This is a genomic window from Microcoleus sp. K4-B3 (assembly GCF_036704615.1).
Taxonomy (GTDB): Bacteria; Cyanobacteriota; Cyanobacteriia; order Cyanobacteriales; family Microcoleaceae; genus Microcoleus.
This window is the reverse complement of record NZ_JAUBSF010000028.1, coordinates 40,172-67,090: the sequence shown is the minus strand read 5'-3', so window position 1 is coordinate 67,090 and position 26,919 is coordinate 40,172. Positions and strand designations below refer to the sequence as shown.

23 protein-coding genes, 1 tRNA gene and 1 pseudogene are annotated in these 26,919 nt (G+C 45.5%); 20 read left to right on the top strand and 5 right to left on the bottom strand.

The genetic code is table 11. From position 1 onward, the window contains the following. Positions 1-378 precede the first annotated feature (378 nt). The 10 genes and pseudogenes from QUA78_RS14705 to cheB all read left to right on the top strand — a co-directional run bounded on the left by QUA78_RS14705 (position 379) and on the right by cheB (position 8,389). Positions 379-1,845 (top strand): methyl-accepting chemotaxis protein, encoded by a 1,467-nt coding sequence (locus tag QUA78_RS14705; protein ID WP_333300018.1) that lies wholly within the window; start codon positions 379-381, stop codon positions 1,843-1,845. Positions 1,846-2,024: 179 nt separating this feature from the next. Continuing rightward, entirely contained in the window at positions 2,025-2,168 is a 144-nt protein-coding gene (locus tag QUA78_RS14700) for a hypothetical protein (RefSeq protein WP_333300017.1), read from the top strand. 433 nt (positions 2,169-2,601) lie between these two features. Next, positions 2,602-2,742 (top strand): hypothetical protein, encoded by a 141-nt coding sequence (locus tag QUA78_RS14695; protein ID WP_333300016.1) that lies wholly within the window; start codon positions 2,602-2,604, stop codon positions 2,740-2,742. Between the two features lie 68 nt (positions 2,743-2,810). Then, positions 2,811-3,170 carry a helix-turn-helix domain-containing protein gene (locus QUA78_RS14690; protein WP_333300015.1) on the top strand — a complete coding sequence of 120 codons (360 nt, stop codon included), beginning with the start codon at positions 2,811-2,813 and terminating at the stop codon, positions 3,168-3,170. Between the two features lie 209 nt (positions 3,171-3,379). Then, positions 3,380-3,879: pseudogene (locus QUA78_RS14685) on the top strand (transposase); the annotation flags it as partial. Continuing rightward, positions 3,842-4,051 (top strand): hypothetical protein, encoded by a 210-nt coding sequence (locus QUA78_RS14680; RefSeq protein ID WP_333300014.1) that lies wholly within the window; start codon positions 3,842-3,844, stop codon positions 4,049-4,051. The pseudogene QUA78_RS14685 and the gene QUA78_RS14680, both read left to right, overlap by 38 nt. Further along, positions 4,039-4,254 (top strand): methyl-accepting chemotaxis protein, encoded by a 216-nt coding sequence (locus QUA78_RS32865; protein WP_445302327.1) that lies wholly within the window; start codon positions 4,039-4,041, stop codon positions 4,252-4,254. Before QUA78_RS14680 ends, QUA78_RS32865 begins: the two co-directional genes overlap by 13 nt. After that, entirely contained in the window at positions 4,251-4,412 is a 162-nt protein-coding gene (locus QUA78_RS14675; protein ID WP_333300013.1) for a hypothetical protein, read from the top strand. The genes QUA78_RS32865 and QUA78_RS14675 overlap by 4 nt, the downstream gene beginning before the upstream one ends. 255 nt (positions 4,413-4,667) lie before the next feature. Beyond that, a complete protein-coding gene (locus QUA78_RS14670) occupies positions 4,668-7,154 on the top strand; it encodes a hybrid sensor histidine kinase/response regulator (RefSeq protein ID WP_333300012.1) in 2,487 nt (828 codons plus the stop codon). Positions 7,155-7,303: 149 nt separating this feature from the next. Beyond that, entirely contained in the window at positions 7,304-8,389 is a 1,086-nt protein-coding gene (gene cheB / locus QUA78_RS14665; RefSeq protein WP_333300011.1) for a chemotaxis-specific protein-glutamate methyltransferase CheB, read from the top strand. A gap of 128 nt (positions 8,390-8,517) precedes the next feature. Here the strand turns inward: cheB and QUA78_RS14660 are convergent, their stop codons facing one another. Then, positions 8,518-8,904 (bottom strand): response regulator, encoded by a 387-nt coding sequence (locus tag QUA78_RS14660; RefSeq protein WP_172184656.1) that lies wholly within the window; start codon positions 8,902-8,904, stop codon positions 8,518-8,520. Positions 8,905-9,739: 835 nt separating this feature from the next. Here QUA78_RS14660 and QUA78_RS14655 point away from each other — a divergent pair. Both QUA78_RS14655 and QUA78_RS14650 read left to right on the top strand, forming a co-directional pair. Beyond that, the gene (locus QUA78_RS14655) at positions 9,740-12,454 is read left to right on the top strand and encodes a GAF domain-containing protein (protein ID WP_333398879.1); all 2,715 of its coding nucleotides are present in this window, start codon (positions 9,740-9,742) and stop codon (positions 12,452-12,454) included. A 101-nt stretch (positions 12,455-12,555) separates the two neighbouring features. Then, positions 12,556-12,627, top strand: a tRNA-Gln gene (locus QUA78_RS14650). Between the two features lie 274 nt (positions 12,628-12,901). Here the strand turns inward: QUA78_RS14650 and QUA78_RS14645 are convergent. After that, positions 12,902-14,398: a serine hydrolase gene (locus QUA78_RS14645; protein ID WP_333300009.1), complete on the bottom strand. Its 1,497-nt coding sequence runs from the start codon at positions 14,396-14,398 to the stop codon at positions 12,902-12,904. Positions 14,399-14,577: 179 nt separating this feature from the next. Here QUA78_RS14645 and QUA78_RS14640 point away from each other — a divergent pair, with 179 nt between their 5' ends. Then, positions 14,578-15,684 (top strand): N-acetylmuramoyl-L-alanine amidase-like domain-containing protein, encoded by a 1,107-nt coding sequence (locus QUA78_RS14640; protein ID WP_333300008.1) that lies wholly within the window; start codon positions 14,578-14,580, stop codon positions 15,682-15,684. Between the two features lie 177 nt (positions 15,685-15,861). Here the strand turns inward: QUA78_RS14640 and QUA78_RS14635 are convergent, their stop codons facing one another. Further along, the gene (locus tag QUA78_RS14635; protein WP_333300007.1) at positions 15,862-17,280 is read right to left on the bottom strand and encodes a D-alanyl-D-alanine carboxypeptidase; all 1,419 of its coding nucleotides are present in this window, start codon (positions 17,278-17,280) and stop codon (positions 15,862-15,864) included. A 435-nt stretch (positions 17,281-17,715) separates the two neighbouring features. Further along, positions 17,716-18,051, bottom strand: a complete 336-nt coding sequence (locus QUA78_RS14630; protein ID WP_039886507.1) for a ribbon-helix-helix domain-containing protein — start codon at positions 18,049-18,051, stop codon at positions 17,716-17,718. Positions 18,052-18,624: 573 nt separating this feature from the next. Between QUA78_RS14630 and QUA78_RS14625 the strand changes: the two genes are divergently transcribed. The 5 genes from QUA78_RS14625 (at position 18,625) to QUA78_RS14605 (ending at position 24,688) form a co-directional block, all read left to right on the top strand. Then, the gene (locus tag QUA78_RS14625) at positions 18,625-19,140 is read left to right on the top strand and encodes an HNH endonuclease (protein WP_333300005.1); all 516 of its coding nucleotides are present in this window, start codon (positions 18,625-18,627) and stop codon (positions 19,138-19,140) included. Between the two features lie 150 nt (positions 19,141-19,290). Continuing rightward, positions 19,291-19,689, top strand: a complete 399-nt coding sequence (locus tag QUA78_RS14620) for an alr0857 family protein (RefSeq protein WP_333300004.1) — start codon at positions 19,291-19,293, stop codon at positions 19,687-19,689. A gap of 477 nt (positions 19,690-20,166) precedes the next feature. Beyond that, on the top strand, positions 20,167-21,939 hold the full coding sequence (locus QUA78_RS14615; protein ID WP_333300003.1) for an NHLP bacteriocin system secretion protein: 1,773 nt from the start codon (positions 20,167-20,169) through the stop codon (positions 21,937-21,939). Positions 21,940-21,958: 19 nt separating this feature from the next. Beyond that, the gene (locus tag QUA78_RS14610) at positions 21,959-24,169 is read left to right on the top strand and encodes an NHLP family bacteriocin export ABC transporter peptidase/permease/ATPase subunit (protein WP_333300002.1); all 2,211 of its coding nucleotides are present in this window, start codon (positions 21,959-21,961) and stop codon (positions 24,167-24,169) included. Positions 24,170-24,496: 327 nt separating this feature from the next. Continuing rightward, positions 24,497-24,688 (top strand): hypothetical protein, encoded by a 192-nt coding sequence (locus QUA78_RS14605; protein ID WP_333300001.1) that lies wholly within the window; start codon positions 24,497-24,499, stop codon positions 24,686-24,688. A 521-nt stretch (positions 24,689-25,209) separates the two neighbouring features. Here QUA78_RS14605 and QUA78_RS14600 read toward each other — a convergent pair. Then, positions 25,210-25,350, bottom strand: coding sequence for a hypothetical protein (locus QUA78_RS14600; protein ID WP_333300000.1), 141 nt, complete (start codon positions 25,348-25,350; stop codon positions 25,210-25,212). Between the two features lie 297 nt (positions 25,351-25,647). On the opposite strand from QUA78_RS14600, the gene QUA78_RS14595 reads away from it, so the two are divergent. Then, a complete protein-coding gene (locus tag QUA78_RS14595) occupies positions 25,648-25,890 on the top strand; it encodes a hypothetical protein (protein WP_333299999.1) in 243 nt (80 codons plus the stop codon). A 394-nt stretch (positions 25,891-26,284) separates the two neighbouring features. Continuing rightward, complete coding sequence (locus QUA78_RS14590) at positions 26,285-26,632, top strand: hypothetical protein (protein WP_333299998.1); 348 nt, start codon at positions 26,285-26,287, stop codon at positions 26,630-26,632. The last annotated feature ends 287 nt before the right edge of the window (positions 26,633-26,919 follow it).

Genomic DNA, 26,919 nt, shown 5'->3' with positions numbered 1-26,919 from the left:
TTTTGACCTCTCTTTGGCTACTAAATTGCAAAATGCATTTCTACTAACTGTAGCACTATTTTATGAAATTGGTATTATCTGAGACTGTTTTTCTCTGCTGTTGCAACCGCGGCGCTGCCGACAAGTATTTAGACGGACATGATTTTACCCGCGGCGAATCAGGGTCGCGCCTGCACAAACGATGTCCACGCAGCCCAAAGCTAAAGAAAAGAGGGTAATAGAACAGAATTTGCTATGATACTATTTTCTAATGTCACTGCACGGCCTCGATCCTAGAACTCGCCGATTAATTTTTTTTTCCAACGCAGGACTCCCAACGACTATCGCAGTGTACCAACATTACTAAGGGAAATGCTATCTTAAATTCAGGAAAAAAAGATGTTTGCTAAAATAAACAATTTAAAAATTAGAAACAAGGTGCTGCTCGGATATCTAGCGCCAGCAGCTATATACTTAGGGTTTCCCGTAGTAGTTATTGCTACTACAAATCAGGTATTCAAAACTTTCCAAGAAACGGAAAGGGTACAGCAGGTAGTCGGAGAAACAACTAATATATCCCTAGGTGCTGAGCAAATGGTACGGGGGCTGCGCGGCTATTTAATTAATAATAAAAATCAGGAGTTTTTAACTGATTTTTACGCAGGTGCAGAGTTGGCTCGGCAGTCGGCGAATAATGTAGAGCCGACCGTTAAAGATCGGGAACAGAGAATGCGTTTGCACAGGATGCGAGAGCTAGTAAACCAATATTATGAGGGTTCTAACGAAGACATTGTTCGCTTATTGGAGCAAAATCAGACAGCGAAAGCCACCGCTGTATTTAATACAGGCAAGTACACAAATTTTGTGAATGACTTTTTGAAAGTGAACCGGGAATTTCGGGAAAAAGAATTAAATTTGATTAAGGAAAAAACGCAAATGACTAAGGAAGCTTTAAACTTTTTGGTATCGACGCTGGTGGTTGGTTCGGTGCTTTTAGTGCTGTTTGGTACGGGTCTAGCTTGGCTGATTTCATCAGGAATTGTTGGAACTATCGATCGCGCAATTAGTTCGATCGCCAGTTCTTCCACTGAGATTGCAGCAACAGTTGAAGAACAGGAACGCATGGCAAGCCACCAAGCAGCTTCAGTCAATCAAACTACTACGACGATGGACGAATTGGGCGCATCTTCTAGAGCGACTTCACAGCAGATAGAAACTGCCGCATCTCAAGCAATGCAAGCTTTAAGTTTAGCTGGCATAGGTACAAAATCTGTCGAAGAAACTTTAAAAGCAATGGCAACACTGAAAACTAAAGTGCAGGATATGCAAGGGCAAATTATGCAGTTGAGCGAGCAAGCCGATCGCATTGGCAATATCTCAACTTTAGTTAGCGATTTGGCAAATCAAACTAATATGTTAGCGCTAAATGCTGCGGTGGAAGCAGTACGGGCGGGCGAAAACGGCAAAGGGTTCGGCGTTGTGGCATCAGAAATTCGGAAACTTGCCGATCGCAGTAAAAAATCTGCCACGCAAATTAATCTGTTAGTTGCTGATATTCAGAAAGCGATTAATTCAACGGTAATGGTGACAGATGAAGGTACTAAAACTGTGGAAGCTGGGGTCAAGATTGCATCAGAAACCACTGCGGCATTTGCCGGAGTGGCTAATGCAATTAACAACGTGGTTTTGAGTTCTCAGCAAGTTTCGCTGAATGCCAAACAGCAAGCGCTCGCGATCGAACAGGTGGTGGAAGCGATGAACTCTCTCAACCAAGGAGCGGCACAAACGGCTTGCGGTATCGCTCAAACTAAAGTCGGCACTCAAAAATTGAATGAAGCTGCTTTAGATTTAAAAGCAGTTGTTTAGAATAGTTATCAGTTATGATAGTTTCAAAAAATAATGCAACTGTAGGCTAGCTCCCAACCCCAATACTCATTAGTCATTCCGAATTATTCAATTTTTTAATCTACAATCTAAAATGGTATGAGTCCTCAGTTATGATTTTAACACTTAAAAATTACTCTTGAATAATTCAAGCGATTGTTTTGGCGATCGCGATTCAGGATATAGTTGAAACCGTCAACTACCTCAACCTAGTAGCTCAGGAAACTGCCATCGGGATTTCTCAAGTAAAACTCGGCACCGAAAACCTAAATCAAGCAGCCTCAAATCTCACATCAGCAGTGTAGAATAAGCAAGATTAATTACCAATTCCCAATTACCCATTACCCATTACCCATTATCCATTACCCATTACAAATTTTTAAGGAGCGATACATTTTTCAAAAAAATTAAACACCGACTACTGCTGCTCCTAAATTTAAGTACCTTGATTCCAGTATCTCTTGTAGGCTGGTAGAGAATTTCATCTTTTGCAGCAGCACTGCAAACCTTAGCCTTGAGTCACCTTGGTGAAAGTGTCACTTCCTGCAGATGGCGAATTGTTAACAGTTTGGAAAATATGAGTGACGATATTTTGTTTTTCCGCCAATCTCCCTCTGTTCAAGAAATGATTAGAGCTAGAGAGGGGAATAAAGTAAACGGAGAGACTAATTTAACTTATTAAATTTGGGTCGAGCGAATGCAAATCATATTTTCATCAATGATCGAAGTCCAGCCAGAATGCAGTTGCGTTACATAGATGAGAAAGGTAACGAGCGAGTGCGCCTAGGTTCTGACGGCAAAAATATCAAAGCTATTCCAGATTCCCAACTGCAAACTCAAGCTCATAGGGGTTACTTTCACTTAACTATGAAGCTCTAAACAGCAGAAATTTACAACATATTCCACGTAAATGTGATACAATAAATTCAGTAGCTCAGCCCCAAAAAATGAAACCTTATCCTATCGAGTTCCGTGAAAAAATAGTTAAAGCATATCAACAAGGTGATACATCCATTCGGAAAATAGCTGCCCGATTTGATGTGAGTAAAGCTTTTGTCCAGAAACTATTGAAACAAAAACAAGCGACTGGTCATGTTCAACCCAAAAAACAAGGTGGAAGCCTTAAAAGTATGTTACACTCGCGCACAACTGAATTGATCCAGATGGTGGAAAAATATCCTCATAGCACCTTGTCAGAATATTGTGAATATTGGCTATCTACCCACAAGCAGTCTGTCAGCCCTAGTATGATGTGTCGCGAACTCAAAAAACAAAATTTGACGAAAAAAAAAAACAATACGCAGTAGTCAGCCTGCCGAGCGAACCAGTCCTAATTTTGAGGTGTTACTTATTGGGATTAGGTGAAAAACATCGAGCCGAACCGCCTCATATTTTTGGATGAAATGGGCATTTTGTTGGGGTTAACACGGACCCATGCACGTTCAAAATAGGGTAGTAGAGTCTCGGATTTAAAACTATTCTATCGGGGTGCAAAACTCACAGGTGTCCGAGCAAGATGGTTCATCAGGGGGCTGGGTTTGACAAAGCCTTCATCCACCAAGAGCCGAAAACGCCACACTGCCGTTGATACCTTCGGCTTAGTGCTGAGCGTGCTGGTCACAGCAGCAAGTGTTCCTGAACGTGAAGCGAGCAAACAGGTTCTCTCTTTCGGTCTACCATATGGGACAAAGGGTTTCACGGCTATATTTGATCGGGGTCGATCGAGGTGAAAGCGGCGATCAGTTTCTCACATCGGTGATGTGATAGCTTGGGATGGATGATTCAGGTGGTTTTACGACCGCAACAGACCCAAAGCTTTATTTTACTGAAAAAAAGATGGGTGGTTAAAAAACTTTTGGTTGGCTAAATTGGTATCGACGGTTGAGCAAGGATGATCGGCTCTATGATTCGGCTTATGGTCAGGCGATTAGCCTAAGTTGGTATTGTTTGCCACTTTTCATACAGCCTTTGAGAAACTTTGGGCATATCTTCTCACCAAACAGCCGAGCAAGCTGAGGCTATTGCCGCCGCAGCTCGCCAAGCTTTAAATATCGCGGAAGAAGGCACTCAAATGGTTGAGCAAACTCTCAATCAACTGCTGGGTTTGAGAGAAGCTGTGGTGGCAATTGCTCAGCAAAATTACTTACTTGATGACAGTACAAGTCAGTTGGCAATATCTCGACTTTAGCAAATTTTGTTAGCGATTTAGCCAGCCAGAGGAATATCCTGGCTCTCAACGCCGCCGTCGAAGCAGTCAGAGCCGGTGAGTACGGCAAAAGTTTGGCGGTAATAGCAAGCGAAATCCCCAAATTACCAGATGAAAGCCAAGAAGGGCGCAAAAGATTAATGGTATTATTCCAGAGATTAAACTTGCGATCGACTCGACTGTGAAAGCAACAGAAGAGGGACACACAACAGCCGCAGCAGGGGTGAGAACAGCACGAGATACGGCAGAAGCTTTTACGGGTGTTAGGGAAACTTGCAATCTGGTGTTTGCTAGCAACCAACAAATTTATTTTAATATTCAAGAGCAGGCGATCGCTATTTAGCAAGTAGGTGATGCCATGAATTCTCTCAACCAAGCCACATTTCAAACAGTCAGCGGCATTACTCAAGTCCAAATCGCCACTCAAAAACTTAACCAAGCTGCATTAAATCTCAAGTGTATAGTGTAATAAGGAAGTTCGGCAACGAGGGGTGTATGGGATTTAATGGATGTAACAGATTTAATGGATAGAAGGAAGAATTAGCGATTACCGATTACCGATGACCAGTTATCGATTACCCTTTACCGAAAGATATATATGATTGAAGATGAAGAACTCCGAGATGTATTTAAAATCGCTAGTCAAGAACACTTGCAGAAACTAGACGATGGATTTCTGTACTTGGAACAATACCCGGGTGACTCAGCTAAGTTAGAAGAATTGCTGCGGGAAACCCATTCTCTTAAAGGCGATGCTGGAATGCTGGGAGTAAAAGATGTAGCATCTTTAGCTCATCAAATAGAGCATATTTTGGGAGGTGTCAAGCGGGGAGAAACTCAACTAAATCTAGATATTAGCGATCGACTTTCGCAAGGTTTAGACGCCATGCGCAAACTCGTTGACGAAGCCGTCACAGGCCAAGATTCTGGCATCAATACATTTTACGTGCTCGCTAGCATGATGGGTGCTTCTAACAAGCCCCAGTTAGTCGCCCCGACAGCAGAGCGAGCATCTTCACAAGTACCGGAACAAGAATTAGTAAAAACGCAATTTACTCATTCGAAAACGCCGCCACCAGAAACAAACAGTGAAACTTCTTTCGCCACTGATTTATATAATAATTCCTCTTTGTTGACGCTACCATCCGAGCAAGAATTGCTGCGGCAAGCTCAAAACTTGCCTGCCACTTCTCGGCCTGCTGCATCGGCTTCTCAACCCACTGTTAACGATTCTTTTAGTTCGTCTTACCGCATCGAAACAATTCGCGTTGCTACCCAAAATTTAGACGATTTAATGACTCAAGCAGGGGAACTTACTGTTACCAAAACTCGGCTAGCACACCGACTTGCTGCTCTCGAAAAGCTGACCACTTTGTGGGAAGATTGGAGCCGAGAAGCTTTGAAAAATCGGTTGGCTCTTAATCAGATAGAAGCTGAGGAAACTAAGTTTCAACAAAACGCGGTCGTCATGCAGTTACATAGTTATTGCCAGCGGACTGAAGAACATTTAGAACGTCTGGGAACTCTAGTAAATCACTTGAACAATCGAGTTGATGAAGATACTGCCAGACTCGAATTAATTGCTGAGGAATTAGGCTCAGGAATTCGCACTCTCAGACTGCTGCCTTTGTCTACTATTTTTAATCTATTTCCCCGCTCGGTTAGAGACTTGGCGAAGCGGGAAGGAAAAGAAGTTGAATTAGTCATCGAAGGTGGAGAAATTCTAGTTGATAAACGCATTTTAGAAGAAATGAAAGACCCTTTGATGCACATGATTCGGAATGCTATCGACCACGGCATCGAGACTGCCGCTGAACGCGAAAAGCTCGGCAAACCTCCCGCCGGAACTCTCCGAATTAAAGGCTACCATACTGCTAGTAATATTATCATTGAAGTTGCTGATGATGGCCAGGGGCTGAATCTCGATCGCATTAAACAAACTGCTCTCAAACGCAACATCTGCACGCCGGAAGCACTCGCTATCATGACAGAAAGCCAAATTCACTCCCTGATTTTTTCTCCTGGTTTTTCCACCAGAACATTTGTTACTGAAATCTCGGGTCGGGGAGTGGGTTTAGATGTAGTTAGGACGAATGTTGAAGCACTAAAAGGCAGCATTCAAGTTGAATCTGTCTCAGGAAAAGGATGCATCTTACGGCTCCTACTCAGCACGTCTATAGCTACTGCCAATGTATTAATTGTTGCGGTTGAAAATCTTGCTTACGCGCTGCCCATTGATTTTGTGGAAACGGCAAAGATGGTTGCTTGTTCTGATGTTTTTACCGTGGAAGGTAAGGCAACTATACTTGCAGATGGTCAGCCCCTATCAGTTGCTTATTTGGCAGATTTACTAGAATTAAACAAGAGAGAATGGCTGCCGAAAAATCGGGAGTGGACACAGGAAAGCTGGAGAGATTTCAACAGAAAAGTAGAGGGAGAATGCCTGAATTCAAATTCTCCGAAAATGTCTTGTATTGTTCTGAAAGTTGGGGAGGAAAGATTGGGATTATTTATAGATGCTTTGATTGAGGCACAGGATGTGGTGATTAAACCCCAAAGTCAATTGCTGAAACGGGTGCGAAATGTTTTAGGTGCAACGATTCTCGGGACGGGGGAAGTTTGTATGGTACTCAATCCCCACGATTTGATAAAATCTGTACGCCAGCAAGTTTCGTCGCGTGGGGTTTCTGCAGCGCGATCGCCCATTGAGACGGTCAGCCGAAAACAAGTTATACTTTTAGCAGAAGACTCGATCGCTACCCGCACTCAAGAAAAGCGCATCCTGGAAGGCGCGGGTTACGAGGTTGTGACAGCGGTAGACGGATTAGATGCTTTCCATAAATTAAAAACTCGCTACTTTGATGCAGTGATTTCTGACGTGCAAATGCCAAATTTAGACGGTTTGGCGCTGACTGTTAAGATTCGAGAGCAAAAAGAATACAGTGAGTTGCCGATAATTTTAGTGACATCTTTGGCGTCGGATGAAGATAGAAAAAGAGGGGCTGATGCCGGGGCAAATGCTTATATTCCTAAAGGTACGTTCAATCAAGATGTGCTAGTAGAGACACTAAAAAGGTTAGTTTAGCCATTAGTCATTAGTCATTAGTCATTAGTCATTAGTTATTAGCCATTTGTTATTGACTACCCATTAGCAATGCCCAAAGCCCAGTCTCCAGTGCACAATTCCCAGTGTATCGAGTCCCAATTTCCCATTCCCAATTTACCAACAAACTGATGTTATCGCCCATTAAATTATTGTTAGTTGAAGATTCTCCAGTAGTTACGATCGTCCTCAAACGAATTTTTGATTCCTCGCCCGAAATCCAAGTTGTAGGAACCGCTTCCAACGGATTAAAAGCACTGGAATTAATACCTAAACTTCACCCAGAAGTAATCTGTACTGATTTGAACATGGCACCAATGAATGGGTTAGAATTCACGAAAGAAGTAATGAAGAAATATCCGCTACCAATTTTAGTAATTAGTGCTTCAGTGCAAGCGGATGATACTCAAAATGTATTTCAAGTGTTAAATGCTGGTGCGTTGGATGTTTTTCCGAAACCGATTGGCGGCTCGGTATCAGATTACGCTCGCATGGCCAATCAATTAATAGCTAAAATTAAAATACTCTCAGGAGTTAAAGTATTTACACGGCATCAAAGAATGGTGCAAAAAGAAGATAATAACAAAATTGTAAAAATTAACCAAGTACCAGTTTCTAATTACAAATTTTCCAACGAAAATGTTAAATCTCCAACTATTAAAGTCTTGGCTATAGGGGCTTCGACAGGGGGGCCTCAAGCACTGTACGCGATTATTTCTAAGCTTCCGGCTAATTTTCCAGTGCCTGTAATTTGCGTTCAGCACATCAGTGAAGGTTTTTTGAAAGGATTAGTTGATTGGCTGGGTTGTGAATCTAAACTGCCGGTAAAAATAGCGGGTTTGGGGGAATTACCGCAAGCTGGTATTGTTTACTTTCCGCCAGAAAAACGTCATTTAGAATTGGATTCTCAAGGGCGATTTATTTATTCTCAATCTGAACACGTCGCGGGACACTGCCCCTCAATAACGGTAACATTTAAGTCAGTTGCTAAAGTTTACGGTCGGGCGGCGGCGGGAGTTTTGCTGACAGGAATGGGTAGAGATGGTGCTGAGGGAATGTTGGCGATCGCCCAACTCGGCGGCTTGACAATTGCTCAAGATGAAGCTAGTTGCGTTGTTTTCGGAATGCCGAAAGAAGCGATCGCCCTCTGTGCGGCTCAATATATTCTACCTGTCAGCGCGATCGCTCCTCTACTCCTGGCCAAATTAAAAATTTAGGACTGACTCCCCAAATAGTGCAGAATACCCCGCCCCCCGACTGGTTAAAGAAGTCGGGGTTCTAAAGGACGATCGCAACTTTTTAGTTCATTAATTACTCAAAACTGAACTTTTTTTTCTAAGTCTGATTATTTGATTTTGATAAACTTACCAATTACCTCGCGCAATTTATCAGCATCAAACGGCTTAGTTAAATACTCGGTTGCTCCCGCCAAACGCCCCTGTACCTTATCAAAGGCTCCATCTCGCGCTGTCAGCATTACGATCGGCAAATTCTGAAACTGAGGCAAGCTGCGCACTGTGCGGCAGAGTTCCAATCCGTCAATCCCAGGCATCGAAACATCGAGCAACAAAACCGAAATTTGTTCGTGATAAATCGTTGACAAAGCATCCACTGCATTGTCGGTTACGAGAACTCGAAACTCTTTGCTTAAAGCCTGTTTAACAAGTCCTTGCATCACGACGCTATCATCAACTGCCAAAATAGTTGGTACTTGACTATTACTTGCACACATATTTTTCTCCCTGTTTATTTATAGTTCTTGAAAATACAAAACATAATTCCCCCCGTCATTTTTTGAGAGTTGCCTCTGGGTAATAATTGCCAACCCCGTTGGAGCGTTAGTAGAAACCTTACCCCTTTTTTTTTACCTAAAACTCGAAAAAAGGGATTGGGAGAGTGGTCGATCGGGGATTACAACAGTTGCCAAATGTGCATCCCAGCCCATAAACCCTAGACGGTCGAGTTTGACCAACTATTGTTACAAATTTTAACATATTAGCAATCTTTTGTAGTTCATCTCTTAAGTGTAGTTGAACTGCAGGCTGCGGCACAGCTCGGTAAAGGACACTGGTATTGTGGCATAAGCCCATGATTTAAATCTACCAGCAAGCCAGCTACCTACGATTAGACAAGTCTGTTAAAATACAATTAAACTGATTAAAAAATTCTAGATAAGCAATCGCCATATATTTTGGAAAGCTGCTTCCTCCCAACAGAGGCTCTTAGATTTAGAGAGCCGGAGGTATTCAAAAGCAGAGTTAACTGGAAGTATAATTGATACAGTCTTAGATCTGGGGCGCTCTAACTCCCATAACTTAAAAGTTTCCCTGTCAGTCAACAGGTTAGTCTGAGTTCGGCGCAAGCAGCCTGCGCGGGACTTGCGCCCACATTCTCCCAGCACAAAATTCATAGCTTGTTTTTCAAGGGAAGTATTGAGAAGGGCGGTTGCCACCAACTAGACGGGCAGTTACAAATGATAAAAGCACCCTTGCCTCTTGGTAAAAAAAGTGTTCAAGCTCCATAACATCGACTTGTATCAGCTTCTTGGCTCTGATCCAGAGGTTTGCTTGGACAATTTGGTCGGTTTGGCAGCTCATATCAGCCGAACTCCTATTGCTTTCTTGAGCTTGATTGACGGTAACCGCCACTGGTTGAAGTCGCAGTTAGGTCTCGATCGAACTTTGGCCGATAGTTACCTGAATTTTTGCGCGAGCGCGCTCGACCGCACTCCCGAAGAGTTCGCCGTCGGCTCAAACTCAAACTCGGAATTTGACCGGACAATTCCCCTGCAAAAACCGCCAGTTGCTCCCGAATCTGCGATCGAACCCCCTACAAATTCCTTTAAGGAACCGCCCGCCGCCATTGTCCGAGACGCTTCCACAGACGTGGGATTTGCCGAGCATCCGCTGACCTTTTCCTACCCCTTCGTGAAATTTTACGCCGGAATCCCAGTCGTAACCTCAGATGGGCAGACGCTGGGAGTGCTATCCGTCATGGACTCCGTACCGAGAGACTTGACAAAAGAAACCATAGAAGCAATAGAAGCTTTGAGTCGGCAAGTTGCGAGTTTGGTGGAGCTGCGCTGGCAATTAGTCAAAGCCCAGAAACAGTTGCCAGAAGTAGAAGATATCACCTCTGAGAGTCAGCAAATCTCGCAGTTAGTTCGTGGCTCGAACCGATCCAGCTTCTGTGCCGTACAGACGCCACAGAGCGGCACCAGAATATACCGAACAAAAAAGCTCCCGACGCTCGGGGGAACCGGCAAATCTCAATATTTGTGGGAAACTTCAGCAGGCATCGGGCGCTATCCTGATACCAAAAAAATCCGAGAAATCGTTGCCCGATCCCGGGACACCTCCCAGGGCCAACTAAGGGCAGCCTCGCTACAAGATCCATCGCGCTTGGGAGCCCTGCAAGCTAAAGTAGGTGCAGCCCTCGGACAAGGCGGGAAACTATCGGCTATCCTCAACCGCTGCACCGAGGCAATGGTAGAGTACCTCGACGCCACAGCGGCGAGCATCTGGACGTTCAACCCGCAGACAGAGCGGTTAGAATTGCAGGCCAATTCAGGACTCAGCAGCGAAGAGTGGGCAGGGGAAAGAGAAGATTGGGTGCAAGCAGAACCGGGAAAACTCCAAACGGCTCCTGTGTGCTTACTGTCGAACCCGTCTCTCTGCGCCATTGCCTATCCGCTGATTGTCGAAGAGCGGCTGGTGGGAGTGATGGTTCTGTGCAGTAGCGCTTTGGCAAGCGATGGAGCGCTAGAAGTTCTGGGCTGCGTGGCTAACGCCATCGCCGTGGCGATCGATCGCGTCACCGCCCGAGAAGAATTGTTGAGCAGGCGGGAAGGCTTGCTGTTGGGCCTCGCCAGCCAGATGCGGAATTCCCTCGACCTCGACAAAATTTTAGATACGGCTGTCAACGAAATTCGCAGCTTGTTGCAGGTTGACCAGTGCTACTTTTTGTGGTACTCAATCTCGCGAGACGGGGAGCCAAGCTTTGCGATCACCCACGAGGCGGCAAATCCCGAACTCAAAGAGCGGCTCACAGAATACCCGATCGAACAAGTAACGCTGCTGGCCGAGAAAATTAGCCACCGCCAAACGCTCCGGATCGGCGACGCGGCAACAGCACTCTGCATAGAACCGCCCACGCGAGTTTTTTTGACCAGTCTCGGGATTGTTTCTAACCTGCTGCTGCCGCTCAAGACTCGCTCCGGTCAAATGGGTGCTGTAGTTTGCAACCATTACAGCAGCAGCCGTTCCTGGGCGACGAGCGAAGTGGAATTGCTGCAAGCGGTGGTGGATCAACTGGCGATCGCGATCGACCAAGCCGAACTTTACGCCCAAACCCGGGCGGCAGCCTTAGCCGCTCAAACTCAAGCCCGCCAACTGACGGAAACTTTGCAAACTCTGCAGCAGAAAGAAGCTCAGCTCATCCAAAACGAAAAAATGTCCTCTCTCGGTCAAATGGTCGCCGGCGTCGCCCACGAAATTAACAATCCGGTTAATTTTATTTACGGCAACTTGACTTATTGCAAGCAGTACATAAAAAATCTGCTGGATTTGCTGCACTTGTATCAAAAGCACTACCCCGAGCCTTGCCACGAAATTCTCCACAAAAACGAAGAAATCGATGTTGATTTCATAGTTCCGGATTTGCTGAAAATTCTGTCTTCAATAGAGATGGGAACCAAACGCATCAGCAAAATTGTCCTGTCTCTGCGGAACTTCGCGCGCCTTAACGAAGCCGAGATGAAGCCGGTGGACATTCACGAAGGGATTGACAGCACGCTGCTGATTTTGCAGAGCCGCTTGAAGTCAAACGGGCTAATACCGGGAATTGAGGTAATTAAAGACTACGGCGACTTCCCGAAGGTAGAGTGCTATCCCGGACAGCTCAACCAAGTATTTATGAATATTTTGGGGAATGCGATCGACTCTTTGGAAAATCAGCCCGCACCCAAGACGATCAAAATCTCGACGGCGTTGGTGGATCGAGACTCGGAGGCTGGTGAGTCAGGAAAGTCGATCGGTCAAGTTGTGGTGATTCGGATTCAAGACAGCGGGCCGGGATTGGTTGAAAAAGCTAAATGCCACTTGTTTGACCCTTTCTTTACCACTAAACCTGTGGGCAAGGGTACGGGGCTCGGCTTGTCTATCAGCTACCAGATTGTGGTGGAAAAACACGGAGGCAGCTTGAAGTGTATCTCGGAACCTGGACAGGGAGCGGAGTTCTGGATTGAAATCCCGGTAGCTCGCCCCCCTAAGATCGAAGAATAAACCTGCTGGCGATCGGCTTCAAAAACATTTTTTAAATTTTATTGTCAAAATGCTTGACAGATTGCTGTGTTTGAATGTTAAGATAGTGAAGGTTAAGACGTTGGGGCGTCGCCAAGTGGTAAGGCAGCTGGTTTTGGTCCAGCCATTCAGAGGTTCGAATCCTTTCGCCCCAGTTAAATTGTGTCCGGTGCACTCGATTATCTCATAATTGTTTTGCCTCTGGGCTTTGCAGGGGAGAGAGGACGGAAGTTCGATCGTCCGGCTTGCACTGGGGTATCCTTCGGATCGAACCGGATTTGACATCAGATGAGTCCTAATACGAACAGACTCCATCGGCCCTACTCGATAAGCTGTTGTACATTTAAATTGTATATTTGAATTCCCTATTGTCCACCCCTAGAACCTTCTCCCCCTAGAACATAACAGACAATCTAGATGTGCAACAGCTTAATTGCTGGGCCCGCGAGCATTTAGCCGATCGAAAACGTATCGGGAAATTGCCGGAAATGCTGTTTCGTCCTTGGCATAAGCGGGATCGTCTGCGAAAACGACTAAGATATAAATCGCGCGATCGTCTAAAGTTCTGACAAATGCCGCTTCGCTGCGGGATTTGGAAGTATAGCCCACTTTGGAACCAAAATAAATATTAGTTGGTAAAGATTCGCCGAGAAATCCTTGTATTGAGTTGCTAGGGTCATTTTTCCAGGCTTTGGGGTCTAAATCTCTCGTCAACAAGTAAGCCATTTTGCGGCTGGCGACGCTAGAAACCGCTTGTCTAGTATATATTTCATATATCAATCTGGCGGCTTGGTCGGTAGTTACTTGATTGCGAATCGGCTGGGAAGCATCGCCCCGCAATTGCAAGTCGCGACCGATTGGACCTTCTTGCCTCAAATAGTATATGGGATAATTTTTGGTGCTTATACGAATATCATTGTAGCCTGCTGACTGGAAAAATGTGTTAATTTGAGTACGCTTTTTCAGCCAGGTTTGCAATTCTTCTCCTGCGAGCCTGTAGCCGGATTTTGTATCTGTGATTTTGTCTAAAATCCTGCTTGCTGCATCGTTGTTGGAGACGCGAATCATTTGTTCTAGGTCGTCTTTAAAGGCAGATTCTCTTTGCGTAATGATGCCTTTTTCGATGGCTGAGTAAAAAGCTGCCATCCAAAATAACTTGGCAACGCTAGCGGGAAATCGGAGAGTTTGATTTTGATATCCGGCAAAGGTGTGAGTTTTGGAATTGCTGACATCAAATAAGGTAATTGATAGGGGTTCGGCGGGTAGTCCTTTGCTGGTTGCAATCTTCACAGATTCATCAACAATCTCTTGCAATTCTTGAGAGTAAACTGGATTGGGAGGTGTTTTGATGTTGTAGCTGAAGGTAGGCTCGCTTTGACGAGCGGCTAAATTTTCCGATGGTTCAATTGTCGGAGGCGAGAGTGTTTCTTGAGGCGAGACGGCCTGTTGAGCCAAGATGACTGGCGGTTCTGGGGGACGGCGAGTTCTGAAGGGCATTGTGACGAGCCAAAAGAACGCGATCGCCCCGGCGATTAAACACAAAATGTTACGGTATTTTAGCCGAGAAAATTTCGTCCTCACTCGACGACGAGATGGCACTGGGCCTTCGCTGCTTTGGCGTCGGCGTCCGACTGGGCGCTGGCTGCTTTGGGGTCGGGATTGGATTAGACCTGTTGCATGAATCTTTGCTCGATCGGTCAACCGCAGATACCAGGCAGATGAACGCAGATTAACCCAGATAATTTCAAGAATTGAGAGCGACTTTTGCAAGAGGTCTATGGGGCGTCGGGTCTGGATTGGGCGACGAGATGGGACTCGGCGCTCGGTGCTTTGGCGTCGGGACTGGACTGGACGCTCGCTGCTTTGGCGTCGGGACTCGATTGGGCGTTGGGGCCCGATGGGGCGGCGTCGGCGTTCTACTTGCATTACAGTTTTGTGCTATCAAACTCGCACGATCAGTTTATAATAGGGCGGCATCTAAATGACAAGTGTATCGATCTAGCCCGCTGTTGCCAATTTTATCTGTCTACTAGGCTGCTTGAGACTTCTAGTAATTGTAAAATTTTCAGGATAGCACTGAGTTGAAGCAAAATCCTTTGAAAAACATGAGAAATTTTTGGAGTCTGGCTGTTTTGGGATTTGCGATCGTCGGCGTGAATAATTATTTGATACCTGATGTTTGGGCATTTCAGTCTCAATCTACTACAGGATATGTTGTGGAGCAACAAACAGCAGGACAGGGCGCGGATGTAGCGTTTTCCTTGACGGGAGAAAGCGAAAATCTGGAAGTAACAAACAAGCAAACTGTTTCCAGTTTTCCGAGTATGTTTTGGGACTTCAACAATTTAGCGAAAATTTCCTATTCCGAATTGCTGGAGGTACTGGTGAGACGACCAGAGTCAAATAATACGGAGATAGAAACCGCTGCACAACCCGAAGACATAGCACGTTTTGAACAGGTTGTACAGTATGCAAAACAACAAAATTTGCACGATCGCTCTATGGGAGAAATCGTCCAGGCGATCGCCGATAATTTCCAAGGATTGCCCTACGCCGAGGGTTTGCTGGACACATCCGGGGAAGAAAAGTTGATTATAACTTTGAATAAATTTGATTGCGTTTTGTTTGTAGAAACCGTTTTGGCGATCGCCAGGGGCGTAGCAGTACAAGATTACGACTATCAAAATTTTGTCAATCGCATAGAAGAACAGCGGTATTTAAACGGTAAAATCAACGGTTATTGCAGCAGATTGCACTATTTTTCCGAATGGATTAACGAAAATCAAAAACGGCAAACAGTGGAAAATATCACCGCTGAATTAGGCGGAGTGCCCATGAATAAAACACTAAATTTCATGAGCCAGCACCGCAGCATTTACCCACAAATGGTCAAAGACGAAACGACTTATCAGTGCATAGTCAGCCAAGAAGCAGACTTAGCGAAAACTACTGTTAATTACATCCCGACAAATCAGATAAAAAGTGTTTATTCTCAGTTAAAACCAGGGGATATTGTAGCGGTAGCCACAGATGTTAAAGGATTGGATGTCACGCACACAGGTTTAGTCTACCGCAATGCTGACGGCAATATTGGTTTAATTCACGCTTCGCCGGCTGGGGAGGTGAGGGTTGCTTACGACTTGCAGAGATATATTAGGAGAGTCGAAAGTGCGATCGGCATAGTAGTCGCTAGGGCAAAAACACCTAATTAAATTGGTTTGTACTCCTAGGGTGCGACAGCTTGCATTATTTTAGCTGAAAATTTAAAACTTCTGTGCTGACGCACCCTACAAACTAAAGAAAGCGGGTTTTTTGCCGAATTTACGGGTTGCCACGAAGTATTTTTGTAAAAAAACCCGGTTTCTGGGCCCCCATGCGTAAGCCTCAAATCAATTGACAATTTCGCTGCGAGATACCTTACTACTTCTAGCAGGATTTGAGGTTAATTCGGGCGGCGAAACTTGAACACTTCCCCACTCATTCAAAAAGCTTTTCAGCAAAACCTCTTGCTGAGTGCGAAATGTCTCGACATTTGCCCCGCGATTCATAATCACAAACCACACTGTTTCTTGTTTTTGAGTTGGCAGCGCTCCGCCCAAAGCGCTAACATTATCCAACGTGCCAGATTTGACTACTGCTAATTTGGGAAGCGGCCGTTCTGACAGTATTCCTTTATCTTTCCCAACTACAGTTAAGACATCAGCAACTGTCATGCTGTAAGGTTCAAGATAGCGTTCTAAAGCGATAAACAACGCGCAAGCAGCCCGGGGAGAAATGAGATTTTCTTCGCTCAATCCCGAACCGTTGACGAGTTGAATTTCAGCAGGAGGAACTCCGGTTGCTGCTGCCGCTTTTTTCGCGACTGTTTTGGCACCGCCGACAGTATCAGCTAGCATATCTGCCATGAGATTGTTGCTGTACTGATTCATTTTTTTGATCAGTTCGGCGAGGGGCAAAGAATAATGTTTGACTAAAGGCTGCACGCCGTTGGGAGGTGCTGGCAAAACTTTGACAGTCCCCTCAATTGCTATTTGGGGTTTCGGCGTATTTGGAGGTAGTGTTTGATACTGGGCGGCGGCTTCGCTGGGCCAGATTTGACTGTTCAATCCTTGTTTGAGCAATTCTCCCGACTTGAGGGGCTCAAGTTCAAAATTCATGTAAAACTTATCGACAATTATCAAACTGCCAGTGACTCGCTTGATGCCTTTTTGATTTAAGGCGTTACCGAGGGCGATCGCCTCTTCCCAAACAAACAACGGATCGGCGCTTCCCTGAACAATTAAATCGCCTTTTAATACGCCGTTTTCAATTTTTCCTGTTGTACCAATTAAGGTAATAAATTGATGTTCCGGCCCGAATTGTTGCAGCGCTACAAGAGATGTTGCTACTTTGGTAATAGAAGCGGCTGACAGAGGAACTGTACCTTGATGATTGGCTAGCAAAGTATTGCTAGATTGCATCCATATCCCTTGGTCTTCTTTGGCATAACCTTGTGCTGTCAACCCGTTGAGATATTGCTGGATTTTGGTATTTGTGGGGGTTTCGGGATTGTTAACAGAGACTATTAAGGGCTGAGGCTGACTTGGTTTAACAGGCGGCGGGGAAGATTCAGCTACAGGAGAGGGAGATGCAAGTTGGGGCGATCCAGTAGCGGCGCATCCGGCAATAATTGTGAGAAGGGCGATCGAACTCGCAGCAGTCAAGTAGCGGTTTTTCAGCATTACTTTAATTTTTTTCATCAAATGTACGATCGTCTGTTCGGCACGCCCGATGGAAATTTTAGCACTAGCCCGCGCGTTTTGGAGCATCCGCATCTGCCTCACCAGAATTGCGAACCGCTGACATTAGCTATCTTCTTCTCCATCTTTCTTCGCGCTCTACCCTACGGGAACGGCTGCGCCGAACGCGTCTTCGTGGTTGGTTAAATAGAAATTGTTTAAATACTGCGGGATTTTATAACAATAGTCCGGACTGTTTTTAGTTCGTAGTCTTAAACCCACGATTTGCCGTTGGTAGCGAACTTGCAGAATCGCCTTGAAACCCTTATTCTATCGTTGGCAATCACAAACTTTCCGAAGTATTTTTATACCATTTCCCAAAAACAATGCAACTCTAGCCAAGCTCCCAACCCTTATCTTATAAGCCATTCCCCAATCTAAAATCTAAAATCTAAAATAGTATGATCTTCAGCGCCTGGGGTGAAGGCCCCAGGCCGATCGCTCGCAAATTCTCGATAAACTGGTTTATCCAGCCATACTCCCTATACTCAGCGGCACCATTTCGCCGTGCATCGTCAAGCCTAATAACATCGGCCCGCCCGGTCGGATCAACTCTCCTGTAAGCGCGCAGCGTTCCTCCTGCTGTGCTGTGGCATTAATGCTGGCTCGAATATCCGATCGAGAAAACATCTGGCGATACTCTCCAGACTTTTGCTGCACGTAATTCCAGAGCAAATCTCGAATCAAAGCTTGATAGCCTTGATTGCCCGCGAGTTCTTTGAGTCTCTCTTTGAGCTCTCTTTCCAGTCGAATGCTGGTGACTTCCATTTCGGTGGTTGAGGTTCTAGGTAGGGTATGCATAATTTTTCTCCGTGACGGGTGGACATATGTGTAATATCAGTGTAGTATGTTTAAAGCTAGATTTAAAGGTCTCTTACCACTTTCTGCCGACTTTGAAATTTCTCCCCACTTACTCCACCTATCAACTGAAGTGCGATCGCCCCAAGGGTCGCTCCGAGTCGTTACGGCACGTCTTTAGGACGGGTTTTGCGACTGTCGCAGCGACCTCGCGGGCGGGCCGGGGCTCAATTAAACCCGGTTATAGTGGATTAGGACAAATTGCAGAAATTAATTACAACGAGGTAGACCGGGACGGTCTGCAAGTGGCACAGCCACATCGAGATACGCGAAGCGGGAGGTACAGCTAAACGACTGTACCAACACAGGATGAAAATTTGCCTTTAGCAGTTTTTCTAGCCCCCGCTTCTAAGTAAGAGAAGCGGGGGCATTTGATTGGATATTTGAAAAATTCGATCGCCTTGGGGAACTGGCAAAAAACCAGATGTAGCCAATGCTGATGAAGCACCCAAAATTCAAAATCCCAAATCTAAAATCCCAAATCTAAAATCCCAAATTGATGAGGAGGAGCAAGCCGTGACCGTAGTAACTGATGTATTGAGGCAATCTGTGGTGGTATTTTCTCAGAATTACCTACCAATGAGCCGTGTCAACATCAAACGGGCGATCGTACTTTTGGTAACAGGCAAGGCTGAACCTCTGGATTTTAGCATTGGCAAGGGCTGGCTGGTACGATCGCCCAGCAGCAGCATCCACGTACCCGAACAAATCCGCTTGACTTTTGGCAACAGGGAACGCCTGTGGAAAGTGCCCCCGGTCAATCGGCGGGAAGTTCTGCGCCGCGACGCTCATTCTTGCCAATACTGCGGTAGCAACCGGCATTTGACGCTGGATCACGTGATGCCTCGATCGAAGGGCGGCCCGCATACTTGGGACAACGTGGTGACTGCTTGCGAACGGTGCAACTCTCGTAAGGGCGATCGAACTCCCGTAGAAGCCGGAATGTCTCTGCGAACTAAGCCGAAGGCCCCCATACACCCCACTGTTGCTTTTGCCGAACTGTTTTGGCACGAATACCAAATTGGGGAATAGGGCATGGGGCATGGGGCGTCGGACATAGTTACTTGTTAGTGGTTACTTGTTAGTGGTTTTTCTAATAACAAATAACAAGTAACAAATAACAAGTAACAAATAACAAGTAACAAATAACAAATTTTCAATTCCAAATTTAGGGCTGTCAATATGCTGAAGTTGACTTACACTGAAACGGGCTTTAACCTGGAGCGTTTGGCTCAATCTCCCGAACAGTTAGTGGCGCTGCGAGTTGTGCTGGCTATGCGAGTTGGTCAAAGCATCAGCGTCGAACCGAGCACTGCGGCATTTTTGCTGCCCGCGAATTTGCCCGCGCTGTCTCTGTTAGAATCTGAGGCCCGCCGAAACGACAATGATGCGATCGAGCTTTGTGTTGCTGATGCTGACTTTGTAGAAGTGACTCTGCGCGGTACGTGGATTTCTGACGCGTCTGAGGGGGCTGACGGCGTGTTTGCGACTGTTTTGGGCGATCGGGCAGAGCTCTTGCTGCTCAAACTCTGGCTCGAAACTCAGGCTGCTGCGGAGGTTGTCGGGGAAGTCGGCGATTGATATCGGATGTGGAACAAGCAAGAGGGAACAAGCAAGAGGGAACAAGCAAGAAGGAAATATTTTCGGCGTTGCATAATGGTGCTATGAATTGAAGTCAAATCTGATGCAATGTCCTGAATGCTGTTCCCAACACATCCCTAAGAAAGGTAAGATCCGAGGTAAACACTCATCACATTTGTGTAGATTGCGGTTGTCAGTTTATTGATGTTGAAACAGCCCCCCAAAAATATTCCGATGAGCTCAAAGCTCCGTAGTCTGAAAATGGGCGTTGCTGATTCACGGTATGAATCAACTTTTCGCTTGATGTTACAAAACTCACCCTTCGAGGGCCCATAGCAATTGGGAAATCTGGAATTCCTACCTGTATTCAGCAACGCCAAATTAGGGCTTTTGGGGTGCAACCAATAGGTAAAGTATCATGGAACTTTAAAGCTTACTATAGAAAAGATCACTAGCCAAGCAAACACAAAAAAATGTATGTCTCAAGGCAAAAAACTCTTCCGTGAAGAAGCGCTTGAGCGCCTTTCCTCACCCGAACAACTCGACAAACTAATGCGGGTAGTCAGCCCCCAAACTTGGTTGCCTTTGGTTTCGATGGGCTGTTTAATTGTTGGGGCTGGCGTTTGGAGTGTAGTTGGGCGCATTCCTCTCAACGTTACCGGTGCTGGCGTATTGATTCGTCCCCGTCATGTGGTACAATTTCAAGCGCCTAAGGAAGGTCAAATATTAAACATAAATGTTAAGGCGGGAGATAGAGTTAAGCAAGGGCAGGTACTCGCTACGATCGATCAGTCTCAACTTCAAAAAGAACTAGACTTACAGAAAGCCAAGTTAGCCCAACTGCAACAGCAGAATCAAAGTACCTTAACTCTGCAAAAGCAGCAGATAGCGCTACAATTAAGAACGCTCGAGCAACAGCAGAAAGACTTAGAAGAAAGTTTTCGTCGCGAGTCCCTCGCACCAATGCTGCGAGAAGAAACGCTCACAGCACTAGAGCAAAAACGCTTTCGTCTGGAAGAAAGTGTGCGCCGAGAGCAAGTTACGCCTGTGCTGCGCCAACAAACTCTCACCGCACTTGCACAAAAGCGTAAAAGTCTGGAGGAAAGTGTGCGCCGAGAGCAAGTTACGCCACTGCTGCGCCAACAAACACTCGCAGCGCTGGCAGAAAAACGCAAAAGTCTTATGCAGCGAAAGCAACAAATTAGCAAGTTACTGCAAACTTTGCAACAGCGGGTAGAAAGTCGTCGTGGTTTGTTTGAAGAAAAAATCGTCAGTCAGGATGTGCTGTTGCAGTCGGAACAGGAATTGTTGAACTCGCAGACGCAAGTGTCGGATATCGACACGCAACTTAAGGAACTTGATGTTCAGAAAACCAATACCGAACGGGAATATCTCCAAAATCTCAATAAAGTTGATGACATCAAGAATGCTCTTAAAGAAATTGATGTTCAAGTTATCAATACAGAACGGGAATACCAGCAAAACTTAAATAAAATTGACGAATTCAAAACCAACTTACAAGAAATCCAAGTCCAAAAAACTAATGCCGAGCGCGAATACCTACAAGCTCAAAATAGAATTGACGAATTCCAAACCAAAATCAAGGAAATCGAATCCCAAAAAGGTCAACTGGTTCAACAAGACGTAGAAAAGTCCATTGACAAAACCAATCAAACCCAAGTAATAAAAGACAAGATTTCTCAATTAGAAGTGCAATTGACTCAGTCAAGTCAAGTTATCAGCAAACATGATGGGTATGTTTTAGACACCAGCGTTATTCCGGGTCAAATTGTTGGCGCTGGCACTCGTTTGGGAATAATTGAAGCTGAAGATTCTCATGTCAAACTGGAAAGTATTGTTTATTTTGCGGATAAAGATGGTAAACAAATTAAACAAGGTATGAATGTACAAGTTACCCCCAGCGTTGTCAAGCGCGAGCGCTACGGTGGTATTGTTGGGGTAGTAACGAAGGTTTCTCCTTTTTCGGTGACAACTCAGGAAATTGCTGCAATTGTTGGCAATGAAGAGTTAGCGAAAAGTCTGGCTGGTGAGAATGGTGCCCGAGTGCAAATTTTTGTTCAATTGCAAGAAGATGCAACTACAAAAAGTGGTTATAATTGGTCTTCTTCCAAGGGGCCTGAGTTAAAACTTTCATCAGGTACTACTACATTAGTTCGGGTCAAAGTAGGAGAAGTGGCTCCGATTTCTTATATTATTCCTCTGTTTCGCTCTTGGACTGGTGTTTATTGAAATTTAACAAAAGACAGCGATGATTTCGAGTAATCTCCGGCGACTTCTACCCCGTCGCGTTCGCACTCCCACGCTTTTGCAAATGGAGGCTGTAGAATGCGGTGCTGCTGCTTTGGGCATTATTCTAGGATATTACTCGCGCATTGTCCCGCTAGCGGAACTGCGGCGCGAGTGCGGCGTGTCGCGAGATGGTTCTAGTGCTTTTTATCTCGTCAAAGCAGCGCGGAATTATGGTTTAAATGCCAAAGGGTTGAAAGCGCAGTTGGAAAAACTGAAAACTATTCCCTCACCCTACATTGTATTTTGGAATTTTAACCACTTTGTGGTAGTAGAGGGGTTCGGAAAAAAGTGCGTTTATCTCAATGACCCGGCTACGGGACGGCGAACGGTTTCCCTCGAAGAGTTCGATCGCGCTTACACAGGGGTTATCCTGGTAATGGAACCTGGCCCTTCTTTTCAAAAGGGCGGTACAAAAAGGAACACTCTCGCCGCTTTAGTGTCGCGCTTGCGGTACTCTTGGGGTACTATCTTATTCTCCCTATTCGCGGGGTTTTTGCTCACCGTTCCTCGCTTGGCGGTGTCTGCTTTTTCCCAAGTGTTCGTGGATGAAATTTTGGTTTCCGAACGCCAAGATTGGATACAGCCTTTGGTGCTGGGAATGGTTCTCACGGCGGTACTCAGGGGTATTCTCGCTTCGCTGCGACTTACCTATTTGCGGAATTTGATGTTGAAGCTGTCGGTAACGATGTCGGGGCAGTTTGTCTGGCACATTTTGCGTTTGCCAGTTGGGTTTTACGCACAGCGGTTTGCGGGTGAAATTAGCAGTCGCGTGTCGCTGAATGACAAGGTTGCGGGGATACTTTCGGGTACTTTGGGTAAAACTATCATCGACACGGTGATGATGGTGTTTTACTTTTTAATTATGCTACAGTACGATCGCCTGCTGACCGGAATAGCCCTGGTTTTTGCCTCGATTAATTTCTTCGCCCTACAGTTGATGTTGCGGACGCGGGTGGATGCGAATCTCAAGCTGGCGCAGGAGTATGGTAAGCTCAACGGGGTGGCGATCGCAGGCATTCAAACGATCGAAACACTCAAAGCTTCTGGTCTGGAGTCCGATTCGTTTGCCAAGTTCGCCGGCTACTATGCCAAAGCGCTGAACGCACAGCAAGATTTAGGTTTACAATCTCAAGTTTTGACAATCTTACCCACGCTGCTGTCGGCGCTGATGACAGCTTCTATATTAATAGTCGGCGGCAAGAAAGTGATGGACGGGACGCTGAGTGTGGGGATGCTGGTGGCTTACCAGAGTTTAATGGCTGGTTTTTTTGCGCCGATCGACAGTTTAATTAATTTTGGCAGTTTGTTGCAAGATTTGGAAGCCGATTTGAACCGACTGGATGATGTATTGCAAAATCCGGTTGATGCAGAAGTGGAAAGGGGAGGAGAAGGGGAAAAGGAAAAAGGGGGAAAAACTTTTTCTCTTCACCAATCACCAATCACCTTTGGCTTGCAGGGTTATGTGGAGTTGCAGAATATCACTTTTGGTTACAGTCGGGTGGAAAAGCCCTTGATTGAAAATTTTAGCTTGAGTTTGAAGCCCGGTCAACGAGTGGCGGTTGTGGGGACTAGCGGTTCTGGTAAGTCTACAATTGCTAAGCTAATTTGCGGTCTTTACCAACCTTGGTCGGGAGAGATTTTGTTTGATGGTACACCCAGAAAACAGATTTCGCGTTCTGTTTTAACTTCTGCTTTGGCAATGGTGGAACAGGATATCTTTCTGTTTGGTGGAACTGTGCGGGAAAATCTCACTTTGTGGGATTCGACTGTACCGCCAGCGGATTTGGTGAAGGCTTGTCAGGATGCAGCGATTCACGAAACAATCCTATCATTGCCGGGAGGATACGAGGCGAAGCTGATTGAAGGGGGAATGAATTTGAGTGGGGGACAGCGCCAGCGTTTGGAAATTGCCCGCGCAATGGTGAGAAATCCGGCGGTGTTGGTGTTGGATGAGGCAACCAGTTCCCTGGATGCTCAAACTGAGTTGATGATAGACCGGAATTTGCGACGGCGCGGTTGTTCTTGTGTTGTGATTGCCCACCGACTCAGTACGATTAGGGATTGCGATGAAATTATTGTACTGGAGCAGGGTTTGGTTGTACAGCGGGGTACTCACGAGCAGTTGTGGGCCCAAGGGGGGAGTTATGTGCGTTTGCTTCGCACTGAATGATGATTTTTAGAAGCCCGACTTTTTAGAGAAGTCGGGCTTCTAGGGATAGAGTCTTAAGTGTAGATAACGGTAAATTGCCGTATTTGTCAATGATAAAAATACGTATTTCGCTTAAATAAGAGGGAAAATTGCTTGCCAAAATGCCCTTACCACTAACTTTTAGGCCAGCTAGCAGCTTACTTCCAAGTGCGGGATTTGCTGCTAGCTGACTTATTCTTTGGCTTATACCGCTTTTAAAAATCTCGATAAAAAGTCTTACTCAAGCTTGACACACAAAAAAAAACTCTTATACTTAGATTATCACACACAAATTCATAGAGAAAAAAAATGTTTTTCAAAAAACAACAAAAAAGCCAGCCCGCAGCTAATCTTCGCCAACAACAAAGCACCATCACTAGCACCAAAGAAAGCACCTTGTCTTGTGTGGAGTTAAGTGATGAGGAGTTATTGGCAGTGGCAGGCGGCTTAATCAACGCGAGACTCAAGGTGGGTGTTGATGTAGTGGACGCAAGGGTGTGATTAATAATACTGTAGGCTAAAGAAAGAGGGGGACGGAGGAGACTCTCCATAGGGACTTTCGTCGTCGAATGACTCTGGTTGTAACCACCTTACCTCCCAAAAAGTCTTTCCTTTGAAGCAATCAGCCCGGACAAACTGTTCTACGCCCGTCGTGTACTTCCTGGGTTTCTACCAATACCTGGAACTCCGGCAGAAGCGCCATCTATTCGGGCGAGGAAAATTGCTTGCCAAAATGCCCTTACCACTAACTTTTAGGCCAGCTAGCAGCTTACTTCCAAGTGCGGGATGTGCTGCTAGCTGACTTATTCTTTGGCTGATACGGCTCTTCAAAACCTCGATACTTTAATCTAAGTCTTTGAGGATATGGCATTTAGATCCGTCAAACCTTTTGGAACGGCTTTTGCGTCCGTGTCGCATGGAAGGGTCTTCAATTGTTTTTTCTACTAGACGCCTATCGCCTCCTGATTTAATGATTTAACCTTCGATAGAATTTTTCTCCTAAAACTTTTTCCCTAATTGCTTTACTTTATGTAACCAATCATAGGCGATCGCACCACTCGCGATCGCCTTTTTGCCGATGGTCGGTATCTCCCGCCTGTGATTTTACGCACCCCTCGCACGCGCCACCTACCTGCGATCGCCTCTTGTGTGAGCCATGCCAAGAAAGCAAGAACCGCCTTGCACCGCCCGAATAGGATACACACGGGAGTACCAAACGCCCTCGTAAATACAGCAAGACCGCAAGAAAAGGCAATACTACCAAAGTCTGACAATTTCAGATTAGATTTTACTACCTGCGAAAGATTGATTAGTATAAACCAAAGGCGTTATTAATATATTTAAGAGATTTGCCGCTCATTAAGGCATTTATCGCGACGTAACCAAGCAAGCAAAGCGAAAGCAAGCGAAGCGAGGCTACGAAGCACCAAACTCAACATACATATACGGAGAAGAAAATCATGGAACTGACAAAAATTTCCAACCAAGAGCAAGTGGCTGATATGTGGGAAGGTGAACTTTCAGATGACGATTTGCAAGCTGTAGTTGGTGGTATTGGTGGTGGTGCAGTGTCCAATCTATTACTTGGGCTAACACCGATCCTACCCCTCCTAGGCGTGCTAGCTCCCGCTGTGGATCAGTTGGGTGATGACTTGGAGCCTGTTCTCACAGGACTGGTTCCTGTTGTCAAATCACTTCTGTAACGTAGCCTCCCAGATGGGAGGCCAACGATGAGGGAGAGCGAGGGGAAAGAAAAGCAGTATCTGACCTCAAACCTCCCTCTACAATTATCGCACAACCAATAAGGAACATCCATAGCAGAGGGCGAGAATTTCTGCTTTTCCTTCTGTTTTCCATTCTCTTGAAATCGTCAGCCTGCTAGAGCGCCAGTCCAGTAAAAGAGGTTGACAAAAAGCATAAAGTATAAGTCTAAATGTAAAGCGAGCGTAACCCCTGAGATTGCTTCGCTTCGTTTCGCTTCGCCTCGCTTTTGACTACTTATGTCTTTTCATACTCATCTACTTAAACAACTAAAACAATAAACTTCAACAGCAGAAAGACTTAGAAGAAAGTTTTCGTCGCGAGTCACTCGCACCAATGCTGCGAGAAGAAACGCTCAAAGCACTAGAGCAAAAACGCTTTCGTCTGGAAGAAAGTGTGCGCCGAGAGCAAGTTACGCCTGTGCTGCGCCAACAAACTCTCACCGCACTTGCACAAAAGCGTAAAAGTCTGGAGGAAAGTGTGCGCCGAGAGCAAGTTACGCCACTGCTGCGCCAACAAACACTCGCAGCGCTGGCAGAAAAACGCAAAAGTCTTATGCAGCGAAAGCAACAAATTAGCAAGTTACTGCAAACTTTGCAACAGCGGGTAGAAAGTCGTCGTGGTTTGTTTGAAGAAAAAATCGTCAGTCAGGATGTGCTGTTGCAGTCGGAAGATGATTTTTAGAGCCCCGACTTTTTAGAGAAGTCGGGGCTCTAGGGATAGAGTCTTAAGTGTAGATGGGTAAATTGCCGTATTTGTCAATGATAAAAATACGTATTTCGTTTAAAAAAATAAACAGCGTTGTTTTTTAACAGGAAAATGAGCAAAAAAAGACAGAATCATGCTGAAATATTTGCTATTGTAATTTTTAACCTGTCACGAACCAACTCATCTCGTTTCCGGTTGCATCGGAATCATAAAATCGAGTCAACAGTTAACACTCAACCATTCAGTTTTTCGACCCCTCGTTC

What these genes read in the sequence shown, in the direction of transcription:
- QUA78_RS14615 (WP_333300003.1), top strand. Translation starts at nt 20,167, where the DNA reads ATGTCTCAAGGCAAAAAACTCTTCCGTGAAGAAGCGCTTGAGCGCCTT.
- QUA78_RS14635 (WP_333300007.1), bottom strand. Translation starts at nt 17,280, where the DNA reads ATGCTCCAAAACGCGCGGGCTAGTGCTAAAATTTCCATCGGGCGTGCC.
- QUA78_RS14670 (WP_333300012.1), top strand. Translation starts at nt 4,668, where the DNA reads ATGATTGAAGATGAAGAACTCCGAGATGTATTTAAAATCGCTAGTCAA.
- QUA78_RS14590 (WP_333299998.1), top strand. Translation starts at nt 26,285, where the DNA reads ATGCTGCGAGAAGAAACGCTCAAAGCACTAGAGCAAAAACGCTTTCGT.
- QUA78_RS14705 (WP_333300018.1), top strand. Translation starts at nt 379, where the DNA reads ATGTTTGCTAAAATAAACAATTTAAAAATTAGAAACAAGGTGCTGCTC.
- QUA78_RS14605 (WP_333300001.1), top strand. Translation starts at nt 24,497, where the DNA reads ATGTTTTTCAAAAAACAACAAAAAAGCCAGCCCGCAGCTAATCTTCGC.
- QUA78_RS14595 (WP_333299999.1), top strand. Translation starts at nt 25,648, where the DNA reads ATGGAACTGACAAAAATTTCCAACCAAGAGCAAGTGGCTGATATGTGG.
- QUA78_RS14620 (WP_333300004.1), top strand. Translation starts at nt 19,291, where the DNA reads ATGCTGAAGTTGACTTACACTGAAACGGGCTTTAACCTGGAGCGTTTG.
- QUA78_RS14660 (WP_172184656.1), bottom strand. Translation starts at nt 8,904, where the DNA reads ATGTGTGCAAGTAATAGTCAAGTACCAACTATTTTGGCAGTTGATGAT.
- QUA78_RS14645 (WP_333300009.1), bottom strand. Translation starts at nt 14,398, where the DNA reads ATGCAAGTAGAACGCCGACGCCGCCCCATCGGGCCCCAACGCCCAATC.
- QUA78_RS14610 (WP_333300002.1), top strand. Translation starts at nt 21,959, where the DNA reads ATGATTTCGAGTAATCTCCGGCGACTTCTACCCCGTCGCGTTCGCACT.
- QUA78_RS14690 (WP_333300015.1), top strand. Translation starts at nt 2,811, where the DNA reads ATGAAACCTTATCCTATCGAGTTCCGTGAAAAAATAGTTAAAGCATAT.
- cheB (WP_333300011.1), top strand. Translation starts at nt 7,304, where the DNA reads ATGTTATCGCCCATTAAATTATTGTTAGTTGAAGATTCTCCAGTAGTT.
- QUA78_RS14630 (WP_039886507.1), bottom strand. Translation starts at nt 18,051, where the DNA reads ATGCATACCCTACCTAGAACCTCAACCACCGAAATGGAAGTCACCAGC.
- QUA78_RS14695 (WP_333300016.1), top strand. Translation starts at nt 2,602, where the DNA reads ATGCAGTTGCGTTACATAGATGAGAAAGGTAACGAGCGAGTGCGCCTA.
- QUA78_RS14640 (WP_333300008.1), top strand. Translation starts at nt 14,578, where the DNA reads ATGAGAAATTTTTGGAGTCTGGCTGTTTTGGGATTTGCGATCGTCGGC.